The 17,352-nt window shown below is 52.6% G+C and carries 13 protein-coding genes; 4 read left to right on the top strand and 9 right to left on the bottom strand.

Annotation, left to right across the window (positions count from 1 at the left end; translation table 11 throughout):
• Positions 1-7 precede the first annotated feature (7 nt).
• The 3 genes from AMS69_RS14820 (at position 8) to AMS69_RS14810 (ending at position 3,825) form a co-directional block, all read left to right on the top strand.
• Complete coding sequence (locus AMS69_RS14820) at positions 8-1,204, top strand: sulfatase-like hydrolase/transferase (protein ID WP_053968826.1); 1,197 nt, start codon at positions 8-10, stop codon at positions 1,202-1,204.
• Positions 1,205-1,277: 73 nt separating this feature from the next.
• Entirely contained in the window at positions 1,278-2,459 is a 1,182-nt protein-coding gene (locus tag AMS69_RS14815; RefSeq protein ID WP_053968825.1) for a glycosyltransferase, read from the top strand.
• Between the two features lie 70 nt (positions 2,460-2,529).
• Positions 2,530-3,825 carry a hypothetical protein gene (locus tag AMS69_RS14810; RefSeq protein ID WP_053968824.1) on the top strand — a complete coding sequence of 432 codons (1,296 nt, stop codon included), beginning with the start codon at positions 2,530-2,532 and terminating at the stop codon, positions 3,823-3,825.
• A gap of 46 nt (positions 3,826-3,871) precedes the next feature.
• Here AMS69_RS14810 and AMS69_RS14805 read toward each other — a convergent pair whose 3' ends face one another.
• The 5 genes from AMS69_RS14805 to AMS69_RS14785 form a co-directional block, all read right to left on the bottom strand.
• Complete coding sequence (locus AMS69_RS14805; RefSeq protein ID WP_053968823.1) at positions 3,872-5,131, bottom strand: hypothetical protein; 1,260 nt, start codon at positions 5,129-5,131, stop codon at positions 3,872-3,874.
• A 12-nt stretch (positions 5,132-5,143) separates the two neighbouring features.
• Positions 5,144-7,324 (bottom strand): carbohydrate-binding domain-containing protein, encoded by a 2,181-nt coding sequence (locus tag AMS69_RS14800; RefSeq protein ID WP_053968822.1) that lies wholly within the window; start codon positions 7,322-7,324, stop codon positions 5,144-5,146.
• A gap of 656 nt (positions 7,325-7,980) precedes the next feature.
• The gene (locus AMS69_RS14795) at positions 7,981-8,481 is read right to left on the bottom strand and encodes a hypothetical protein (RefSeq protein ID WP_053968821.1); all 501 of its coding nucleotides are present in this window, start codon (positions 8,479-8,481) and stop codon (positions 7,981-7,983) included.
• Between the two features lie 58 nt (positions 8,482-8,539).
• On the bottom strand, positions 8,540-10,045 hold the full coding sequence (locus AMS69_RS14790; protein ID WP_053968820.1) for a lipopolysaccharide biosynthesis protein: 1,506 nt from the start codon (positions 10,043-10,045) through the stop codon (positions 8,540-8,542).
• Positions 10,046-10,269: 224 nt separating this feature from the next.
• Positions 10,270-11,406, bottom strand: coding sequence for a Gfo/Idh/MocA family protein (locus tag AMS69_RS14785; protein WP_053968819.1), 1,137 nt, complete (start codon positions 11,404-11,406; stop codon positions 10,270-10,272).
• 497 nt (positions 11,407-11,903) lie between these two features.
• On the opposite strand from AMS69_RS14785, the gene AMS69_RS20695 reads away from it, so the two are divergent.
• Positions 11,904-12,077, top strand: a complete 174-nt coding sequence (locus AMS69_RS20695; RefSeq protein ID WP_170084326.1) for a hypothetical protein — start codon at positions 11,904-11,906, stop codon at positions 12,075-12,077.
• A gap of 96 nt (positions 12,078-12,173) precedes the next feature.
• Here the strand turns inward: AMS69_RS20695 and AMS69_RS14780 are convergent, their stop codons facing one another.
• The 4 genes from AMS69_RS14780 to AMS69_RS14760 form a co-directional block, all read right to left on the bottom strand.
• Complete coding sequence (locus tag AMS69_RS14780) at positions 12,174-12,980, bottom strand: glycosyltransferase family 2 protein (RefSeq protein WP_053968818.1); 807 nt, start codon at positions 12,978-12,980, stop codon at positions 12,174-12,176.
• Positions 12,981-13,605: 625 nt separating this feature from the next.
• Positions 13,606-14,358: a UTP--glucose-1-phosphate uridylyltransferase AglF gene (aglF, locus tag AMS69_RS14775; RefSeq protein ID WP_053968817.1), complete on the bottom strand. Its 753-nt coding sequence runs from the start codon at positions 14,356-14,358 to the stop codon at positions 13,606-13,608.
• A gap of 1,662 nt (positions 14,359-16,020) precedes the next feature.
• Positions 16,021-16,563, bottom strand: a complete 543-nt coding sequence (locus tag AMS69_RS14765; RefSeq protein WP_053968815.1) for a DUF7344 domain-containing protein — start codon at positions 16,561-16,563, stop codon at positions 16,021-16,023.
• Positions 16,564-17,060: 497 nt separating this feature from the next.
• Entirely contained in the window at positions 17,061-17,324 is a 264-nt protein-coding gene (locus AMS69_RS14760; RefSeq protein WP_053968814.1) for a HalOD1 output domain-containing protein, read from the bottom strand.
• Positions 17,325-17,352: the final 28 nt, after the last annotated feature.

The following is a 17,352-nucleotide window of genomic DNA, read 5'->3' as shown; positions in this document are numbered from 1 at the left end:
TGGTAGCATGGATCTCGACGTAGAGAACGTCCTCATATATGTCGACGACGCTGTCAGATATAACGCAGTTAACGATGATCTCGCGGAACTCGGGCAGACCCACAAGACGGTTGCAGCATCAACACACACGCCTACGTCGTTTGGGAGTCTACTGACCGGGCTATTACCACCGAACAGCAGCATCCATAGTTTCAAGCACTCCGTGCCCACCAACGTCCGCTCAGTATTCGATATTGAGTGTCACGAGGTTTCTATAGCCGCTCAAGGCGGCATGAACCACAGTATTGCGGAAATGTTTGGTAATCCCCCACGCAAATCGATTGCCGATATCGAACCCCCCTTTGTCCACGTTGCGCGTCGGCCCGGTGGCCACGCGCCGTACAATGGATTCGACTGGGACGACTACGAATACCGCAGCGAAACCGCCCTTGAATACCTCTGGCGCGTATCGTCGGACCCGGAAACGGCGCGAGATGACTATTACGACGGTGTCGACCGCTCGTTCGAAGAGTTCAAGAGCGTACTTCGGACGCTTGAACGTAGAGGGCTTCGCGAAGATACTCTCGTCATCTATACCAGTGACCACGGCGAGGTACTCGGAGAGTACGGGTACTTCGGACACACACACCTCGCGACGCCTGAGGTGGTATACGTTCCGACATCATTCATTCATCCGGAGCTAGCTCCCTCCGGTGAGAACGGGCTCTTACACCATGTGGACATCTTACCGACGGTCGCAAGCGCGATGGCCTCGAAACCTGATTTCGGTCGGCTGGATGGGAATACAGAAGGAGAAGGTCGAACGACTGGTTACACGCACCTGAACCACATTCGATACGGCTCGTTACCGGGACCCGCTGAGAAGATTGTCAGTCTCACTGGCGGGTTTGAGCGGACGATCAAGAGCCTCTGGGACGAACACGGTGGGCACACGTTCGTTGACGGACACAAAACGACGTCATCGATCATATATCTGGCACTGCTACTGCAGAAACCCTTTGGACGACAGGTCTTCCACAACAAGAAGGTTCGAGACTCGTACTCTCGATTTATGCCGGGACATCAGTCGTATGGAAATCCACAGTTTACCGCGGACGAAGCGCGGGCGGATATCGCAGCCATCCTCTCTGGACAGAGTGAGGAAAAAGTGCGTGCTATCGATGAGAACACGACAGAACAGCTCGAAAACATGGGTTACCTCTGAGCATGAGCGTTCGCGTGAAGACGGAGTCCACGCTTCATTTCGATAGCGTACAACGGAACGGAGTGATTCAGGAATGACTGCGGAGCGTACGACTCTCTGGTACTTCATCGGCGCGCTTGTCGTCGGTGGTGCCGAGCGCACACTCGTTGATCTAGCGAACGAGGTTGACGATGGGGAGTACGATGTCACTATCTGGACAATATTTTCGACGAACCCACTTGAGACAGAACTCTCGCCTGAGGTCACCGTTCGGTCGCTTACAGACGCTGGTCGTGTAGCGAACGGGGCAATAGATGGAGTCGAAAGCCCGCTCGTTTATGTGTTCGCCCCGGTCAAATTCTGTCTCGCCGCGCGCCGTGAACAACCTGATCTCATACAGTCGTTTCTCTTTTATGACAATGTAATTGCCAGGATCGCTGGCGTGTTCTGCTCTGCAACTATTATTACCGGCATCCGGGAGGTGCCTAACGAGGAACCGGTTGTCCGCCGCGTTCTCGACCGGATGACGATTTCATTCTCAGATGCCATCGTTTCGAACTCCACAGCGGGACGGGAATACGCCATTGAACGTGGTGCAAAAGAAGAAAACGTGGCGGTGGTCTACAATGGACGGAACATCGAACAGTACCGGTCGGCAGAGCCAGCGAATCTGCGAGCAGAGCTAGACATCCCGACGGAGAGCACTGTCATCGGAACCGTCGGCCGTCTCGTCGAGCGGAAAGGCCACTTCGACCTTCTTGATGCATGGCCAACTATTGTCTCCGAGATTCCCGATGCACATCTCGTATTCGTCGGTGATGGTGCCGACCGGGAGCGGCTGGCAGAACGGGTCGATTCACTCGGCTGTGCTGAGTCAGTTCATTTCCTCGGAACGCGACAGGATGTACCAGCCCTTCTCGGTGCGATGGATCTCTTCGTCTTCCCCTCCCACTATGAAGGGCTTCCGGGTGCAGTAATCGAAGCGATGGCTGCGGAGCTTCCGATTGTCGCGACACCTGTGGACGGGACTAGCGATCTGTTGGCGAATTACCGAACGGGGGTGTTCGTCGACGTACAGGCACCCGACGAAATTGCGTGGGCGACCATTCGTCTACAGCAGCATCAGTCTCTCGCCGAAACGCTTGGAACCGCCGCAGGGGAGCGGGCGGCAAGTGAGTTTACGATCGAATCGATGGTGGACGGCTTCGAGCGAGTGTATCGGGAACTCGAAAGCAGGCCTGAAGAGACCGCCTACGCACAGCCGCTGATTGAGTAATGATCCCTCCGAAAGTTTATGCCGAGAGTAGCATCAGTATATTTTACTTGGCTTGTGTAAACTGAACGATATGGCTAAAGAGACGCCGAATCATAGCTATCAGCGTCCGGATCGTGGAACACAGGACTGGCATATACCGCTGAACGAAAATTTCTCTCGCATCGACACCGAAGTCGAGATCAAAGACGCCGCAGCAAATCTGGATCAGTATCAACCAAAGGAGGGTGCCAAGTTCCTCGCAACAGATTCGCGACGTATATTTCTTGGAAACGGAGAGGAGTGGCTGGAGTTCGGTAGTGCGGCAGGACGCGCGCGCTCGGTCTCGCTTGGCGAGAACAGTGGGAGAGCCACAGTAATGAGTGACGGAACGTTCATCGCTCAACCGGGACAACTACAGGACGTTATCGATACCGCATCTACTGGATCTGAGTTTGGGCAAGCTCCCGCACAGACCGTCAAGCTGGTATCCGGTGAGACGTACGAAGTACCAGAGACTGTCCGTCTAAAGCGCGGTGTCAGACTGGAATGCAATGGGGCTAAAGTAGTTCCAACCGGGGATTTCAACGTCTTTGAACTCGGCCGTGATACCGTTCTCATTGACCCGTTCGTCGACACTCGCGGCAAAAGCTGGAGTTCGACACAAGTCGTTATCGGCCCTCAAAACGCACAAAAGTTAGATACAGCCAATCGCGCTTGGGTACAAGACGCATACCTCCTTGGAGATGCAGGCAAGGGCATCGGCATACAGTTCCGTGGTGGTTCGAAACCGTGCTCGATGCAGGTCGCAAACGGAACCATCGATGGATTTGACCGGGCCATCGATTTCTACGCTGCTGGTGAGAACCGCGATCCACAGGGCGACTGGTCGAACGGGAACCAGTTCTGGGGACGGATACAGGACTTCCGGATCGGGATTAGCATGCGCTCTGACGGTGCAGAGGTAAGCGGGAACACCGTTCGCGTCCAGACACAACCTGAACCAGAAGTAAGTGAGTGGCTCTGGAAAATGGAGGACGATCCACGTGAGTCCCGAGAGGATAACATGTACGTTATGAAAGGCAATACGGTAATGGCATATCCCTGGGACGTCTCGTCGTTCAAACAGAACAACTCGTATTATTCAGAGAGTGACCGGGATGCGCCATTCTGGTTCATCGGGCGTGGTCGCCGGTATGGGAATTCACTTCTGGATATGAGCGGGGTGCGCGGAAATCAGTACGTACTCAACGATTCAGATACGCCTGACAGAAACGGTATCTTCACTGCACACGGTGGCTTCGTCGTCGGTACAACAGAGTTCGAGACAAAACCAGCGTATCAGCAAAACGATAGCCGAAAGTGGCACCCGCAGTCGCGAACTGAGTAGTAGACCGTCCCTTGTGACTATATTCGTCTGGTGACCCCTCAGACGGCTAGTTTTTCGAGTCCTCGTGCCACATCCGACTATCGCTGTTCCGCTGGTACGCAGGCGGGTGTGAGAACTGTCTGGTGCCGGTAACCTTTCCACCGTGATAGGTGAAAATCCCGTTCCGATCCGGGTAATCCGAATTGTTGACGATGTACTGGTTCCCCAGTTTTCCGGATTGGTCAACGAGTGAATTGCCGTAGTTTATTCCCTCGCCAATGTACCATATCGGCGGTTTCCGGTCGCCGCTCTCGGCAAACGGATTGTTGTCCATGTAATTGTTGTTGTCCCACGGATACACCATCATGGTGTTCCCGGACTTCCGGTACATATTGTCGTCTCGGTCGCTGTCGGATCGGGGATCGTCCTCCATGTACCAGAGCCACTCGCTCACGTCGTTGTCGGGCTGGACCATCAGCTTGAAAACGTTCCCCGAGACTTCCGCGCCTTCAGAGCGTTGGTTGACGCCGACACGGAAGGCTTCCAGTGAGCCGTAGAACTGGTTCCCGTTCGACCAGTCCCCCTGTCCGCTGTAATCGTCCCCGCTGGCATAAAGATCGATCGCGATATCGAACCCGTGTATTGTTCCGCTAGCGACCTGCATCGAGCAGGGTCTCGAGCCGCCCAAGAACTGGAGTCCGATGCCCTCGCCGGGAGTTCCCCAGAGATAGGCGTTTTCAACGGTTGCGCGGTTCGCCAGTTCGACCTTGTCCGCGTCCGGTGCGCCGACGACGACCTGGGTCGAATTCCAGTTAACCGACCGGGTATCAATGAACGGATTGATGAGTTGCGTCCCACGGTACATCTCGATAACGTTGAAATCGCCTTCCGGAATGATCCGAGCACCGTTACATTCGAGCCGGACGTTCCGTTTCAGTTTGATAGTGTCCGAGGGGAAGTAGTTCTCGCCGGAGACGAGCTTTACTGTTCGGCTCGGGCCCTGTGCCCAAGTATGTGACTTCGACGCCTGATCGATCACAGACTGTACGTCGCCCGGCGGTGCGATGAGCGACCCGTCGTCGGCCTCAGACACTGAATCGTCGGATGCACTGAGGCTCCCCACACGGTTCCAGTTGCTGCCGTCGCCAATGTATACCGTGCCGGTATCGGTCGCCAGGAACTTCGACCCTGTCTTCGGTTCGTACTGGCTGATGTTCGACTCAGCATCCCGGAGCTCGACGTGGTTGTCGAGCTTCTCGAAGTTTTCGTTAAGCGGTACGTGCCAATCGAGCGTGCCCTCTGCGGGCGTGTTGTATCGTTCTGCCATTGGTCTATTGCGTTATTGGGTACCCCCGTACCCACCCATTCCGTAGCTTTCGCTGCCGAAGTCGTCAGTACCAGACTCGGTTTCTGTCGATGTCTCTGTTTCAGTCGCCGTCTCGGTTTCTGTCGATGTCTCTGTTTCAGTCGCCGTCTCGGTTTCTGTCGATGTCTCTGTTTCAGTCGCTGTCTCCGTCTCTGCTACCTCACTGAATTCGAACCAGTTGAAGTCGATGCCAGAGCCGACTGCTTTCACCTGGAGGACGTGGGTGCCACCGTCCTGAACCGTTACGTCAGGAAGGGTCGCTGTCTCCCATGCTGTCCAGCCACCGGTGTTCGGCACGTCTACTGTCCCGAGTTTATCACCGTCGAGGCTGACCTGCAGTTGCCTGTTATCGCGTGTCGTTGCGACGCGAACGTTGATATCGTACGTTCCGGCCGGCACCTCAACGGTATATTCGAGCCATTCGCCGTCCTCGAAATACCCGATGTTGTACGTGCCGGAACTGTCCTTCGTTTCCCGGATATCGACGTCAGAATCCCGATAGCCGAGGTCGTACTCATTACCAGCAGTGGTATCATGATACGACACGCCTTCGCCGCCTAAGTCGTACGCTTGGGCCTGTATCCTACCGGGAAGCGTCGGAACGTCGTCGAACGGTTGGTTCTCGGCGACTTCAAACTCAGCCCAGTTGAAATCAATACCGGACCCGACGGCTTCGACCCGAAGCACTCGCTGTCCGTCGGCTTCGATGGTCACGTCTTCTAGCGTGGCAGTCTCCCACGCCGTCCAGCCTCCCGTATTAGGAACGTCAACGGTTCCTAACTCCTGATCGCCGAGATAGAACCTGAGCCGTCTATCGTCTCGCGTTGTTGCAACGCGGGCCCTGAGGTCGTATTGCCCGGGCGAAACATCAGCCGAGTATTCGAGCCATTCGCCGTCCTCGAAGTACCCGATGTTGTACTCGCCGGAGTCGTCTTGGGTCTCTCGGATATCGACATCGGTGTCACGATAACTGGTGTCGTATTCGTTCCCAGCGGTCGTATCGGAGTATGATACTCCTTCGCCACCTGTGTCGAAGTTCTGAGCCTCGATGCGTCCGGGAATCGTGACTTGAGTCCCCTCGTACGGTTTCTGTGTGTCGACTTTCTCGAATTCGATCCAATTGAATTCCACACCGGAATCCAGCGCTTCGACGCGAAGCGTCGCCTGTTGGTCGGACTCGATTTCGATGTCCTCTACGGTGACTGTCTCCCACGAGGTCCAGTCGCCCGTGTTGGGGACAGTGACAGTTGTGATGGTGCGATCTCCAATAGACAGTTCGAGTTGCCCGTCAGAAAGTGCCGACGCCACTCGGACACTGATATCATACGTTCCAGATGTGGCATCAATTGTATACTCGAGCCACTCTCCGGCCTGGAAGTAGCCGATGTTGTACTTTCCGGACTTGTCTCCTGTTGGCCGGATATCAACGTCAGAATCTCGGTTTGCAGAACCGTATATATTTCCGCCAGACGTGTCGTGGTACGCCTCACCTTCGCCACCGATATCGAAATTCTGTGCCTGGATACGGCCGGGAATCGCTCTGACAGATCCCTCGTACGGCGACTGCGACTGCGTCGTACTATCCGTTGAAACAGTCAGTGAGTAATCGCCACCGCTTCGACTGACGTCCATGACTTGCAGATAGTGTGTGCCACTGGTCGAGAGAGATTCCGGGAGATACACTGGTGCATCCGAACTCGCGTACGCCTGGGAGAGGAGTTCACCGTCTGGATTGAACAATCCGAGCGCAGCAACACCTGTGTCTGTACTCGGCGTGAATTCAACCGCCAGGTCCTCGCTGTCGGGGGTGAACGCAAATAGATCAGCGGAACCTGGAGACAGTGTTGTCGAGAGTGGGGAATCGATACTGAGACTGCTGACCGACCGTGCCGTACTGGTGTCTTCGGCCACCTGCGAAACATCGACTGCGCTGAGCTGAGTCGTAACTGCCGGCTCACCGCCATAGCCGAATGTTGCTGCCGACCCTCCAGTGGTAGGATCACCTTTACCGGCACAGCCTGCCAAGGAAGCAACGGCTACACCTGCTAATTTCATGCACGTGCGGCGGTCTACGACGGTCTTTCCCGCCGAACTACTATTATCTCGCGACACATCACCACTGTCGTGCGAGCGATTCTGTTCTTCGTTGGTCACACTCCAGTAATCCCTATTTACTATTTTATCCGTTGTTACCGCTTGAGTTTCGTTTACATAACTTTTTGCCCACGAGGTACTTTCTTGCATACCATATTTAAACCGAATCTTATGGCTGAAAATGGCACTTGAGAAATCATTTTCCATTTAGCATAATTGTTCTGCTGGATATTTTGAATGTTAAGGAGATGCTACCACCCGAAATCAATCTCACTCGTAGCCACCGGACTCGTTCTGTGATACGTAAACCGCCCCACGCTACGAGTGTTCTTTCAGAGAGCACGAGATTGCCTGTTCTGCTTTCTCGTGGATACAACATCCCCGAACAGTTCACGAATAGGTTCTCCCTTGCTCTCAGCCCATGGCTGTCTCTGCCGTTCTCAGCAATGATTATACGATGACTGTCGCTCCCGCCTTTTAGCTCTGAACCGTTCGGCTTCTAGAGTATCTTCGGCTTAGTAGTTATCTCCATTAGATAACTACGGCAATACTAGATTCTCGCGAGTCAGTACGCCAGTATTTGACACTCTGGAACGTGGTGATACACTCGAAAACAACTTGCTGGTGGTACCGGCCCATGAGAATACCCCGGGACATTTTCCGGAAAACTGCGGCCACGCTCTACACAATATTTTAGAATAGGTCTCTACCCTTTCTCACTCCGCAGTCGGGTCTTCGACTCCAACCCGACACCGGCGCTGTAGGGACTCCTCCTCCTCTGCCAGACACGACAACGAGATGATGGTATCGCTGTTCAGGAGAGATGTCTGAAACGAAATGTGATCGCCCACTGTGATCCCGTTGTAGAGCGCTCTTGATGTCCGGTATTCTACCAGCCCCGTCCGGCTGAACATCTTGAGACTACCGTCATCATGGGCGACTGTGACATGGAACCGTAATGAGTCGTACGTTTCTCGAAGCGAAGTTGCGACCGTTGCCGATATTTCTTCAGGTGATTGCTCAAGCTGACCCTCGTGCTTGGACGAAACAGTCGTCCCATCGCCGTCAATGGAAGCGATCTCAGTCGATTCCCCCGCTGCGATACCGACGAACCGCTTTTGAACGATCTCACCCTGATTAACGAGCAACAACTGCTCTAACCAGCGCCCGCCCTGTAGTGACGGAAGGACGCCAGCAAGCACTGTTCGTCGCTTCATCGCGCTTTACCTCCCCGTTCGCCAAGCCAATCGCTCTGGAGTGCCTGTTTCATTTTGATCACGCCAACGTATCGAATATTGATTCGAGATTCTGCTTGACTTCCCAGTTGAAACTAAACATGAGAGCCAGAGCCAGAGCCACATAGACTCCGATACCGACTAGAACCATCAGAATAAACTCCAATACCGGCGCGTTGAGAGTCACTGTCTGATAGACGTAGGTCACTGCGGCTGCCATCCCAAGACTTGCTGCCAGTGGATACGAGACCTCTCTGAGCACTCGAACCGGAGACGCCTCGACAGTCCGGGAAATAAGGTAGGTGTCTATCGGCATCATCGGGAAGATGTAGATGCCCGTAATGAGGGCCGCGGTACCCTCAATTCCGTACATCATCGTAGCTGGATAGATGAATATAGCAATGAGGGTCACACGTACAGCGGAGAGTTTCGCAATATAGTCCGGTCGTCCAACCGCTTTCCAGACCGGCCCCATCGTCGCACCCATTGAACGCAGCAGCCCATAGATAGCTAGCAACTGCATTACCGGGACCATTGGCCGCCATTCTGGGGTAAAAAATGCCTCGACAAATGCGGGTGCGACCGCCGCGATACCCATTGCTGCTGGGAACGAAGCCAAAGTAGTCATCCTGAGCGTCTGGAGATAACCGGATCGGAGCTTCTCGATATCGTTTTGAACCTTCGAATAGGCCGAAAACGTCACACTGGAGATCGTCTGTGTGATTTCGGTCGCCGGCGCGTTCGAGAGCCGGTAGGCAAGCTGGTAAAACCCTAGTGCACTCGCCATGAGCGCCCAGCCGACAAACGCATCATCCCCTCTACTGTATAGGAAATAGAGGATCGAGTTGGCCGTAACCCACTTCCCGAAACTGTACCGTTTTTTCGCAACGTCGAGATCAAACGAAGGCCATGGCCGGTATCCGTCTGCGACGTATGAAACGAGAAACCGGGCGACGTCGCCGGCGATGAATCCGATTGCCAGGGCATATACGGTTGGATTATAGAGAGCTATGCCTACGGTGACAACGAAGTATGCCACCGCACCGCTGACTCTGTAGACGAACTCTTTGTGGAAATCTAGACTCTTCTGGAAATAGACGACAGCAGGGTTTCGTAACCCAACAATAAACGGCGAAAGGGCGATGACCCGAAATAGGTCGGTCGCCGCAGGTTGGTTAAATAACGAAGCTATAAACGGTGCCCCAAGGAACAGGATCAAGCCAATTACTGTCCCTCTTGCTGTCTCGATTGTCCAAGCCGTGTTGAGTTCGTCGTCGACGTTGTCCTCTTCCGCCTGTATCAGAGCGGACTTGATACCCAACTCCGAGAATTTTTTGAGTGAGGATAGCGTCAACAGCGCGATCCCCATTAACCCGAATGCACGTGGGGACAACAGTGAAGCAACGATGACTAGCAACAGCAGCTCTAACCCCCGTTCAGTGACGTTCATTACGCCGACCCAGACGCCACTTTTGACAGCCTGCTCCATGACATCGTCACTGGCAGGGAGCAGCCGCTTTATCAATCGTTTTAGTTTATCTAACATCGCCGTCCAAACTCCTCGTCACGTCTGTACCGAGCCACTATACTAAACTGAAATGTGTCTTTCCGACGCAATACTCTATATTGCTGTGCCTGCATAGACTCTCCGTTGCTACACACTTTGGATACCATCTGTTTGTTATGAACGGAATAACTGCGACACCCCTGAATTGTCGGGGCGTATCTTGCCGACCTCTTTGGGTTGCAACTGGCCGAGTGGATCGGGTTTTACTGATTGTCAGCGGTGAGTACTTGTCCACTTTCGACCATCGACTCCAGCGGGTTGTCGTCGATCTCCAGTGGGAAATCGACTCGCCCGCACCGGCGAGCGGACTCCCAGCATCCGAATATAAGCTCTGTTGCCTGCAGTGCATTGTCTGCTGAAAGCTCGGGTTCACGGCCCGTGGTAAGTGCGTCGACGGTGTCCGCAATGGCACGGTCAATATAGGTTTCCGGTCTTGCGTTCTCTACAGTGACTCCCGGTATTCGAGCGCTGACCTTCTGTTTTGCAGCGTCAAATATTGTTTCGTTGGGCCCATGTACATCCTCTCCATCAGTGTCGATTGTTGTCCAGTTTTTCCCGGTCCGGAGCCGTAGGGGAACCTCTCCACCGATTTCTATGACTCCGTCTGTACCAAGCAGTCGCATATGACAGTCGACAATACCACCATCCCCTGTCGATGCAAGCCCGTTGACACCGTTCGTATATCGCCATTGCGCGATTGCCTGATTCTCGTTGTGGGCCCCAAACTGTACGTTTTCCTCGCTGTATTCGATTCCGGCCATCACCCATTTCGACATCGCTTGATCAGTGAAGTACCCACAAAGGTCAAACAGGTGTGACCCGTAGTCAAATAGATTTTTTCCACCCAGTTCGATTCGCTCTAGAGAGCCTATCTTTCCGCTTTCAAGCAGCGACTTGGCCTTCCGGAAGGGCTTTCCGAACCGCCGTTGATGATTGAATGTGAGTTGGATGCCGGCCCGCTTACAGGCCGACACCATTGTCTGACAGTCCTCCCATCTCGTTGCCATCGGCTTTTCGCAGTGGATTGCGTCCATTACCCCACTCTCAGCACACGTCATCACGACAGGTGCATGGATATGGGGCGGAACACAGACACTGACGATGTCGGGTTCGATAGCCGCGAGCATCTTTTCAGTATCCGTGTAGACGTTTCCATCCGGGAGGTCCCATCGTTCACCGAAGTTTTTCGCATTCTCCGGGACGACGTCGGCACAGGCGGTAATTTCACACGAATCTAACCGCCTGTACGCGCCTGCATGTCTGTATGCCATTGCGAACCCGTCGGTATCCGGGTCGTCCGGATCTGCACCAGTCCCAATGACTGCGACAGTGTACGTCATCGGTTGAGAGTGGGACAGTAGCCTCAATAGTAGTAACCTCGTACTGTTCACTCAAACAGTCTACAACGACCCCCCGCTCTCTCAACACGATCCTGACTATAGCTGAAACTCTGTATCAGTACGCCCCCATCTCATCGGGTTTTGAAACATACATGATGTGGTTATATGACTGTTAACTCGGACTCCCCGGGATCCCGATCAGAACACATAGATCACAACTACCTAGCTCTTCCGTCGTCACCTGACCCCCCTCTCGAGCAAACACACGACGACAGCCATACAAGTTGACGTTTACTTTCAGTGACCTCTACGTGTGTAGTAACTGGGTCCCTGTCCAAACCACATGGGTATCAATAGCAGGATAGAATACAATATGGCTGAGAGTATGGCCTGTTTACTAAAACGCTCCCCGTCATTGGATTCCTGATAGCGATGGACCAAAATAGCCGCCGACATAGCGTAGCTACAGGAGCAAGCAGGACTATCCCACGGTACTGATGTCTTCAGATGAAGAGACCACGACCGTGGAACCGGAGCAGGCCACCCGACGGACCATTCTTGCCCTCGTCGCGACTGGACTCTCGTTTATTGCTGCAGTGCTTGTAAAGCGGGAAATCTTCTATCGTGGATACGGTGAGGATGGGTATGGTGAACAGGGCTTCGGCGAGTGACTAGCGCGGAATCTCTCTCGACTTTGCTTACGGATAGAATTGTGGCAGTAGCTGCCCGGTTGCCTAAATCCAACACTGATGGAATCCAGCGTAACGTTATTCTGACGGTTCTACGGATTGGGGAGAGCGATCAATCTCTGGTGCCTCGCCCCTTTCCGCTTCGTCCTGGAGATGACCGAGGAAGCCCCGAAGACGCCCAGCTGTCTTTGCAACAGTACTACCGGCCTCTACCACGGTAGCTGTCGGTGTTATCCTGAGGTAATTCAGTGGGTCAAATACCTCACAGAAAATATTCTTTAGCTGGTCCGCTCGCGAGATGTTGCACTTTGACCAGTAGTATGGACTCTTCGTTTCGAGTTTATACTGTTTCTTCCAGTATTCGGTAATAGAAGACGCGTACGGATGATCGACAATGAGCTCGGGGTCGTACAGAATATCAAACTTGCTTCTGACCCGCCTGGCGAGTTCTTTTTCTTCGTGACCCCACCCCATCTGTTCGTCCCACCCACCGACGGTCCTGAACACGTCCCTGTGAACGCCCATGTTACACCCCCAGAAGTGTCTGACGTAGCACGCATCGTCTCCCCAATCGTAGTGGCCGGTGAAATGTCGGGCAAATACGTCATCTGCTGGGTGAATGGTTCGACCGGCGTAGGCTGCCTCTGTTTCGAGGACCTCGCTGGCTTTTCGGAGATATCCCGGTCGGGGTCGGGAGTCATCATCGAGAAACACGATCTTGTCGCTTGAGGCACGTCTGATCCCCTCATTCCGTGCTCTGGTTACTGGGCTCTCATCGCATACGATAACCTCGAAGTCGTCGAATGCCTGCTGCTCGAGGCACTGTATTGCTTCAATCTCATCTCGGGGCTTCAGTGTCGCGATGACAACGCTGACCGATACCATGTAATCCTTCTATGAAGGTGATATCGCGTTCAATATATTAGTATAGCCTACCTGTCATTATTAGGCACAACATTCGTTACTTTGGCCTATGCCGGCATGGTTGCAATAACTGCCTGCACCCACGATACAACTCCGTAAACAAACACCACAAACCCACCCATGGAAACCCAGCGTAGTCGCCTGTGATTCTTTGGTCTGGCGCCATCTGGCTTACTGAGTTCGACCGCAAAGAGAAACCCCGCATAGCTGAGCAGGTAATACAATAACGGGTTCCACCGACCAATAGACATCAGTCCCCCCAACGTCGTTGATAGCCAGACGACGAACACGCCCACAAACTGTCGAACCCAGCCAGCGCACATAGCTACGTCAATACATGCCTTCCTGTTTTGTTATGCTATTACTAGCGCGTGTTACTGGCCAGAAACCTGGGCGATGCTTCCAGCAGCAGTTACTGTATGAATAGCTGCGGTGTACGATGTTCTAACTGAGATATCAGCTGAGAAGCCCCAAAAATCGTACTCTTGCATTTGGCACTCTAAAACAATGAATCGAAGCACATGTATTTCGCAATCGGGTCACAGCGATCAACGCCACGTGGTTTATTACCTCCTCAGAGGCGAAGCTATTGGGGGATATTGCCGCCGCTAGAGGCTGGTGTGGCTGCTTCTTTTGAAAGGCGCTGTTCTGCAGCATCCCTATCTTCAGGATATCCAACGTCGATACGCCACCCGTTGAGACGAACGGCGTCGATGGTTCTTCCGCTGTCCATCAGTAAATCAATGGCATCGCTGAGTTCGTACTCCCCCCGATCAGAGGGCTGAACCAGGCTGCATGCTTTGAATATTGCTGGGGAAAACGTGTAAAAGCCGGTCATGACCAGATTAGATGGGGGGTCGTCTGGCTTTTCTACCACATCGGTTATCTCACCGTATTTATTTGTCACGCAAACGCCATACCGGGATGCCTCGCTTTCAGGGACCTCTTCTACCAGAAATGCGCAGTCGACGCGTTGCTCTTGTTGTCGTTGCACGACTGTGTCGAGGTTCCCTCGAAACACGTTGTCTCCCAGCATCAGCATAAAATCGTCCTCAATTTCCTGTTCAGCCTGTAACAAGGCGTGTGCTAGCCCAGCAGGCTCCTCCTGATGGACATACGTTATCGGGACGCCATCGTACGAGTCTCCGTAGTAGTCGATAATCTGCTCTTGGCGATATCCGACGACGATAACAAACTCGTCTGCATCAAGAGAAACGAGTTCGTCAAGACAGTGTGTCAGAAGCGGCGCTCCGTCTACCTTGACTAACGCTTTTGGAAGGTCATCAGTCAGTGGCTGAAGTCGTGTTCCCTTCCCGGCTGCGAGGACTACTGCTTTCATCACTCACACGCTTTCCCAGATGCCACATTGTAATGCTGCTACTAATTAGAACCTATAATGGATAGGTGAACTACATATTGTTTCGGTCACCAGCGCTGTTCAGCTATCGACGTAGATCTCGAAGTGAATCCGAATGAATGACAATGAACTCTTCTTCGCCGAGTTGTGACTCGTGCTCCGGTAAAAATATCAATTGTGAATCGGTCGAAGATTTGACAACAGTGAGTTCCTCCATCTCGTAGCCTAGATCCGATTCCCAGTCTGGGTCTGTTGCTACGTCTTCCCACTCCTCTGAGGTCATCATTCAGTTGCTACCCCATTCAAATATCCTGATCTTGACAAGCTCAAACACTTGTGTGTCAACGGTGAATCTTGACTCCGGTCCAATAGTCCTAATCTCATATTAAGACGATATTTATACCCACTCTCTACCGCGCTGACATCGAGCATATCTCGGAAAGGTGTAATTACTATATTAAATATTGCGTCCCCATATACAATATTTTTATACCAAATACATTCTACTTACTTACCAGTCTATTCCACGATCTCGAACTCAACAAAACCCCTAATCCACGCGAGTAAGATAAAGTTACTTCGCTATTCGCCAGGATGGGACTTGTGGATGACATTGTTCTGTGACGTATACAAGTGAATACTGAAGTCAGCTAAAGCTCACTCAAACTTCTCTGGGACATCCACACCAATAACTTCTGTATCTACGGATTCTGATTGACAGTCCCGTACATGTCTTTGGCTGTGGTCGTTACGCCTGAACCTCCAATTCAACAACGCCCTCTCAAATGTTGTCAGTGGGGACGTTCATTGGCCTCGACATTTGACTCATCTGAGCAGCTACCGGTGCTCTAGTACGTTGTGGTGGTAAGCTCAGCTATGCCAGAATAACACGACTATAACAATACACCCCTGCGTACAAGAGATTAACGGAGAGGGCAGCTACCCGACACCCACAACACCGGCCCAATCCTTACCACCCCCCTCAGGGACGCTCGTGCCCTGTATAGTCGCTGTCGACTCGGATCGCTCTCTCCACTTTGACAGTGAGCCGGAGCGGCTTCGGTCACACCGTTTCCCGGCTCACTCCGGTCTCGGCTTCTTAGTTGTGTCTACTGACGGCAAATCTTTTACTATAGCTTCACCAGTTCCCTGACTATTGTTGAGACACTACAGCCCTCTCAAATTAGGACCCGGTTCTGAGACAGTCACTGGTATCTACCAGACTCAGTGCAACGGGCAGCACGAAATTGTAACAGAGGACCAGATATTATAATCTTACTAATATGTCATGGACCCTCTCACCGCCAACGTCTGGGCAAAGGATCCTCAGTGACCACAAAATTTAGACAGTTATAACGAACATCCGAAAGCCCGGTGCAGGTATGCCTCGGGACGTTGACAACTGACAGCCGTCTAGAAGAAGCTGACTACCTCAAATATGAACTCAATTACTAAACTGTAACAGTTACACGTAGCGGTGTATGCCGGAACATATCTCCGACAGCGAAATGGAACGAATTTCGGAATTCGCGAGCACTCCGATGTACAAACGGTCGCCCGATCAGTTACTGCCGGATGGTGCGGCCGACGACGAAGAATAACACGCCCTTGGGGGGTGTCTCTTTAACCAGTCCACAGCGTCGTTCACGGCTCACCGATATCAAAGGTTTTGTCCTTTTTTCCTCGGCGTCTGGAAACCGCGTGAGCAATAGAAAGCACGAGAAATGAACTGATGACGACTAGTCCAATAACCAACGGATTAACGGCACTGAGCAGAGGTACACCGACGATCGCTGCTATGACCAAAACGGCATTAAGTAGCGCCACTGCGCCATAGTACTGATACCATTTCGACTCGTCATCGCCATTGCTGATGAACGGTTCAACTTCCGGGGCATCCTCTCGAAGAGCTATCTCACCCGTATCAGCGTCATACGTTATTAGCCCTGCCTCCTGAAGTTTCGGAGCATGGGTCTGATACAGCGAAACGTACACCCGCTTTCGCGCCTGCGAGGAGAGTTCTTCGACGGTTGTATCGTTCTCCCACGCAGCCAATTCCTCAGCTAAATCGGTCAGCTGGACTGGTTCTATCTGTTGGCGCAGATAATAAAGTGTGTATCGACGCCTAGAACTGCTGAGGATATCGAACATTTGGTCGCGCGAGAGCTCTTGTTCTTCTTCTGCCATCGGTGCACTCATGACCTCTGTTGCTGCATTGGTTTATGTTCAGGCCGCGAGAGCGACATATATACACGAAACCCGGGGTACCGTTTTGTTACACCCCCGTTACCCTCTAATTCCTCAGTAAGAAATAGCTACTTGTATGATGCATTAGATTTCTGTCCGTCACTTACCGGCCACAGTCAGCATATAACCTCTGTGCTTGCGATGTGGACGTATCTGCTATACTACACACCTAAACTACAACGATTGAGTGTAGACAACAAACAAGCATGCTGGTGAAAGCGCCCTACGGTAGGTTCGTACTCGGTTGAGACAACCCTCTGATTCACACTACCAGACTCCGAATCTACTTCTATTAGTATCTATATAAATATTAGAACTACACTCTTGCACTCTACCAAGAGCAGACAGAAACTACGTAGTATCCTATTAATAATATATCGGGGTCTGTGGCACTGGTTGTGTACTCACTGAAGAACAAGTAGGAAGCTGCCGTCCGGCTACGTGGGCGTGATTTCGATTATCTCGCTGTCTCGGATTCGAACGGTGTACCCACTGTATGTGAAACTGATCTGTATATCGTCGTTGGACTGCCCCGTGACAAGCGTGTCGAGGGCGTCCGGGTCGATTTGATTATATAACGGCGGGAGGCTCGTTTCTGTAACGGATTCTTTAGATGCAATCGCGGTCACAATTGCTTCACTCGGTGATTCGTACTGGTTTGCCCAGAAGACAGTTTCTGTCTCGTTCCACTCCAGACTCATTGTTCTTTGTATGGACGTACTGCCGTAT

It is taken from the genome of Haloarcula rubripromontorii (assembly GCF_001280425.1).
In the GTDB taxonomy this organism is placed as follows: Archaea; Halobacteriota; Halobacteria; order Halobacteriales; family Haloarculaceae; genus Haloarcula; species Haloarcula rubripromontorii.
Note: the sequence above shows the minus strand (reverse complement) of the source record. Positions and strands in the feature narration are given on the sequence as shown.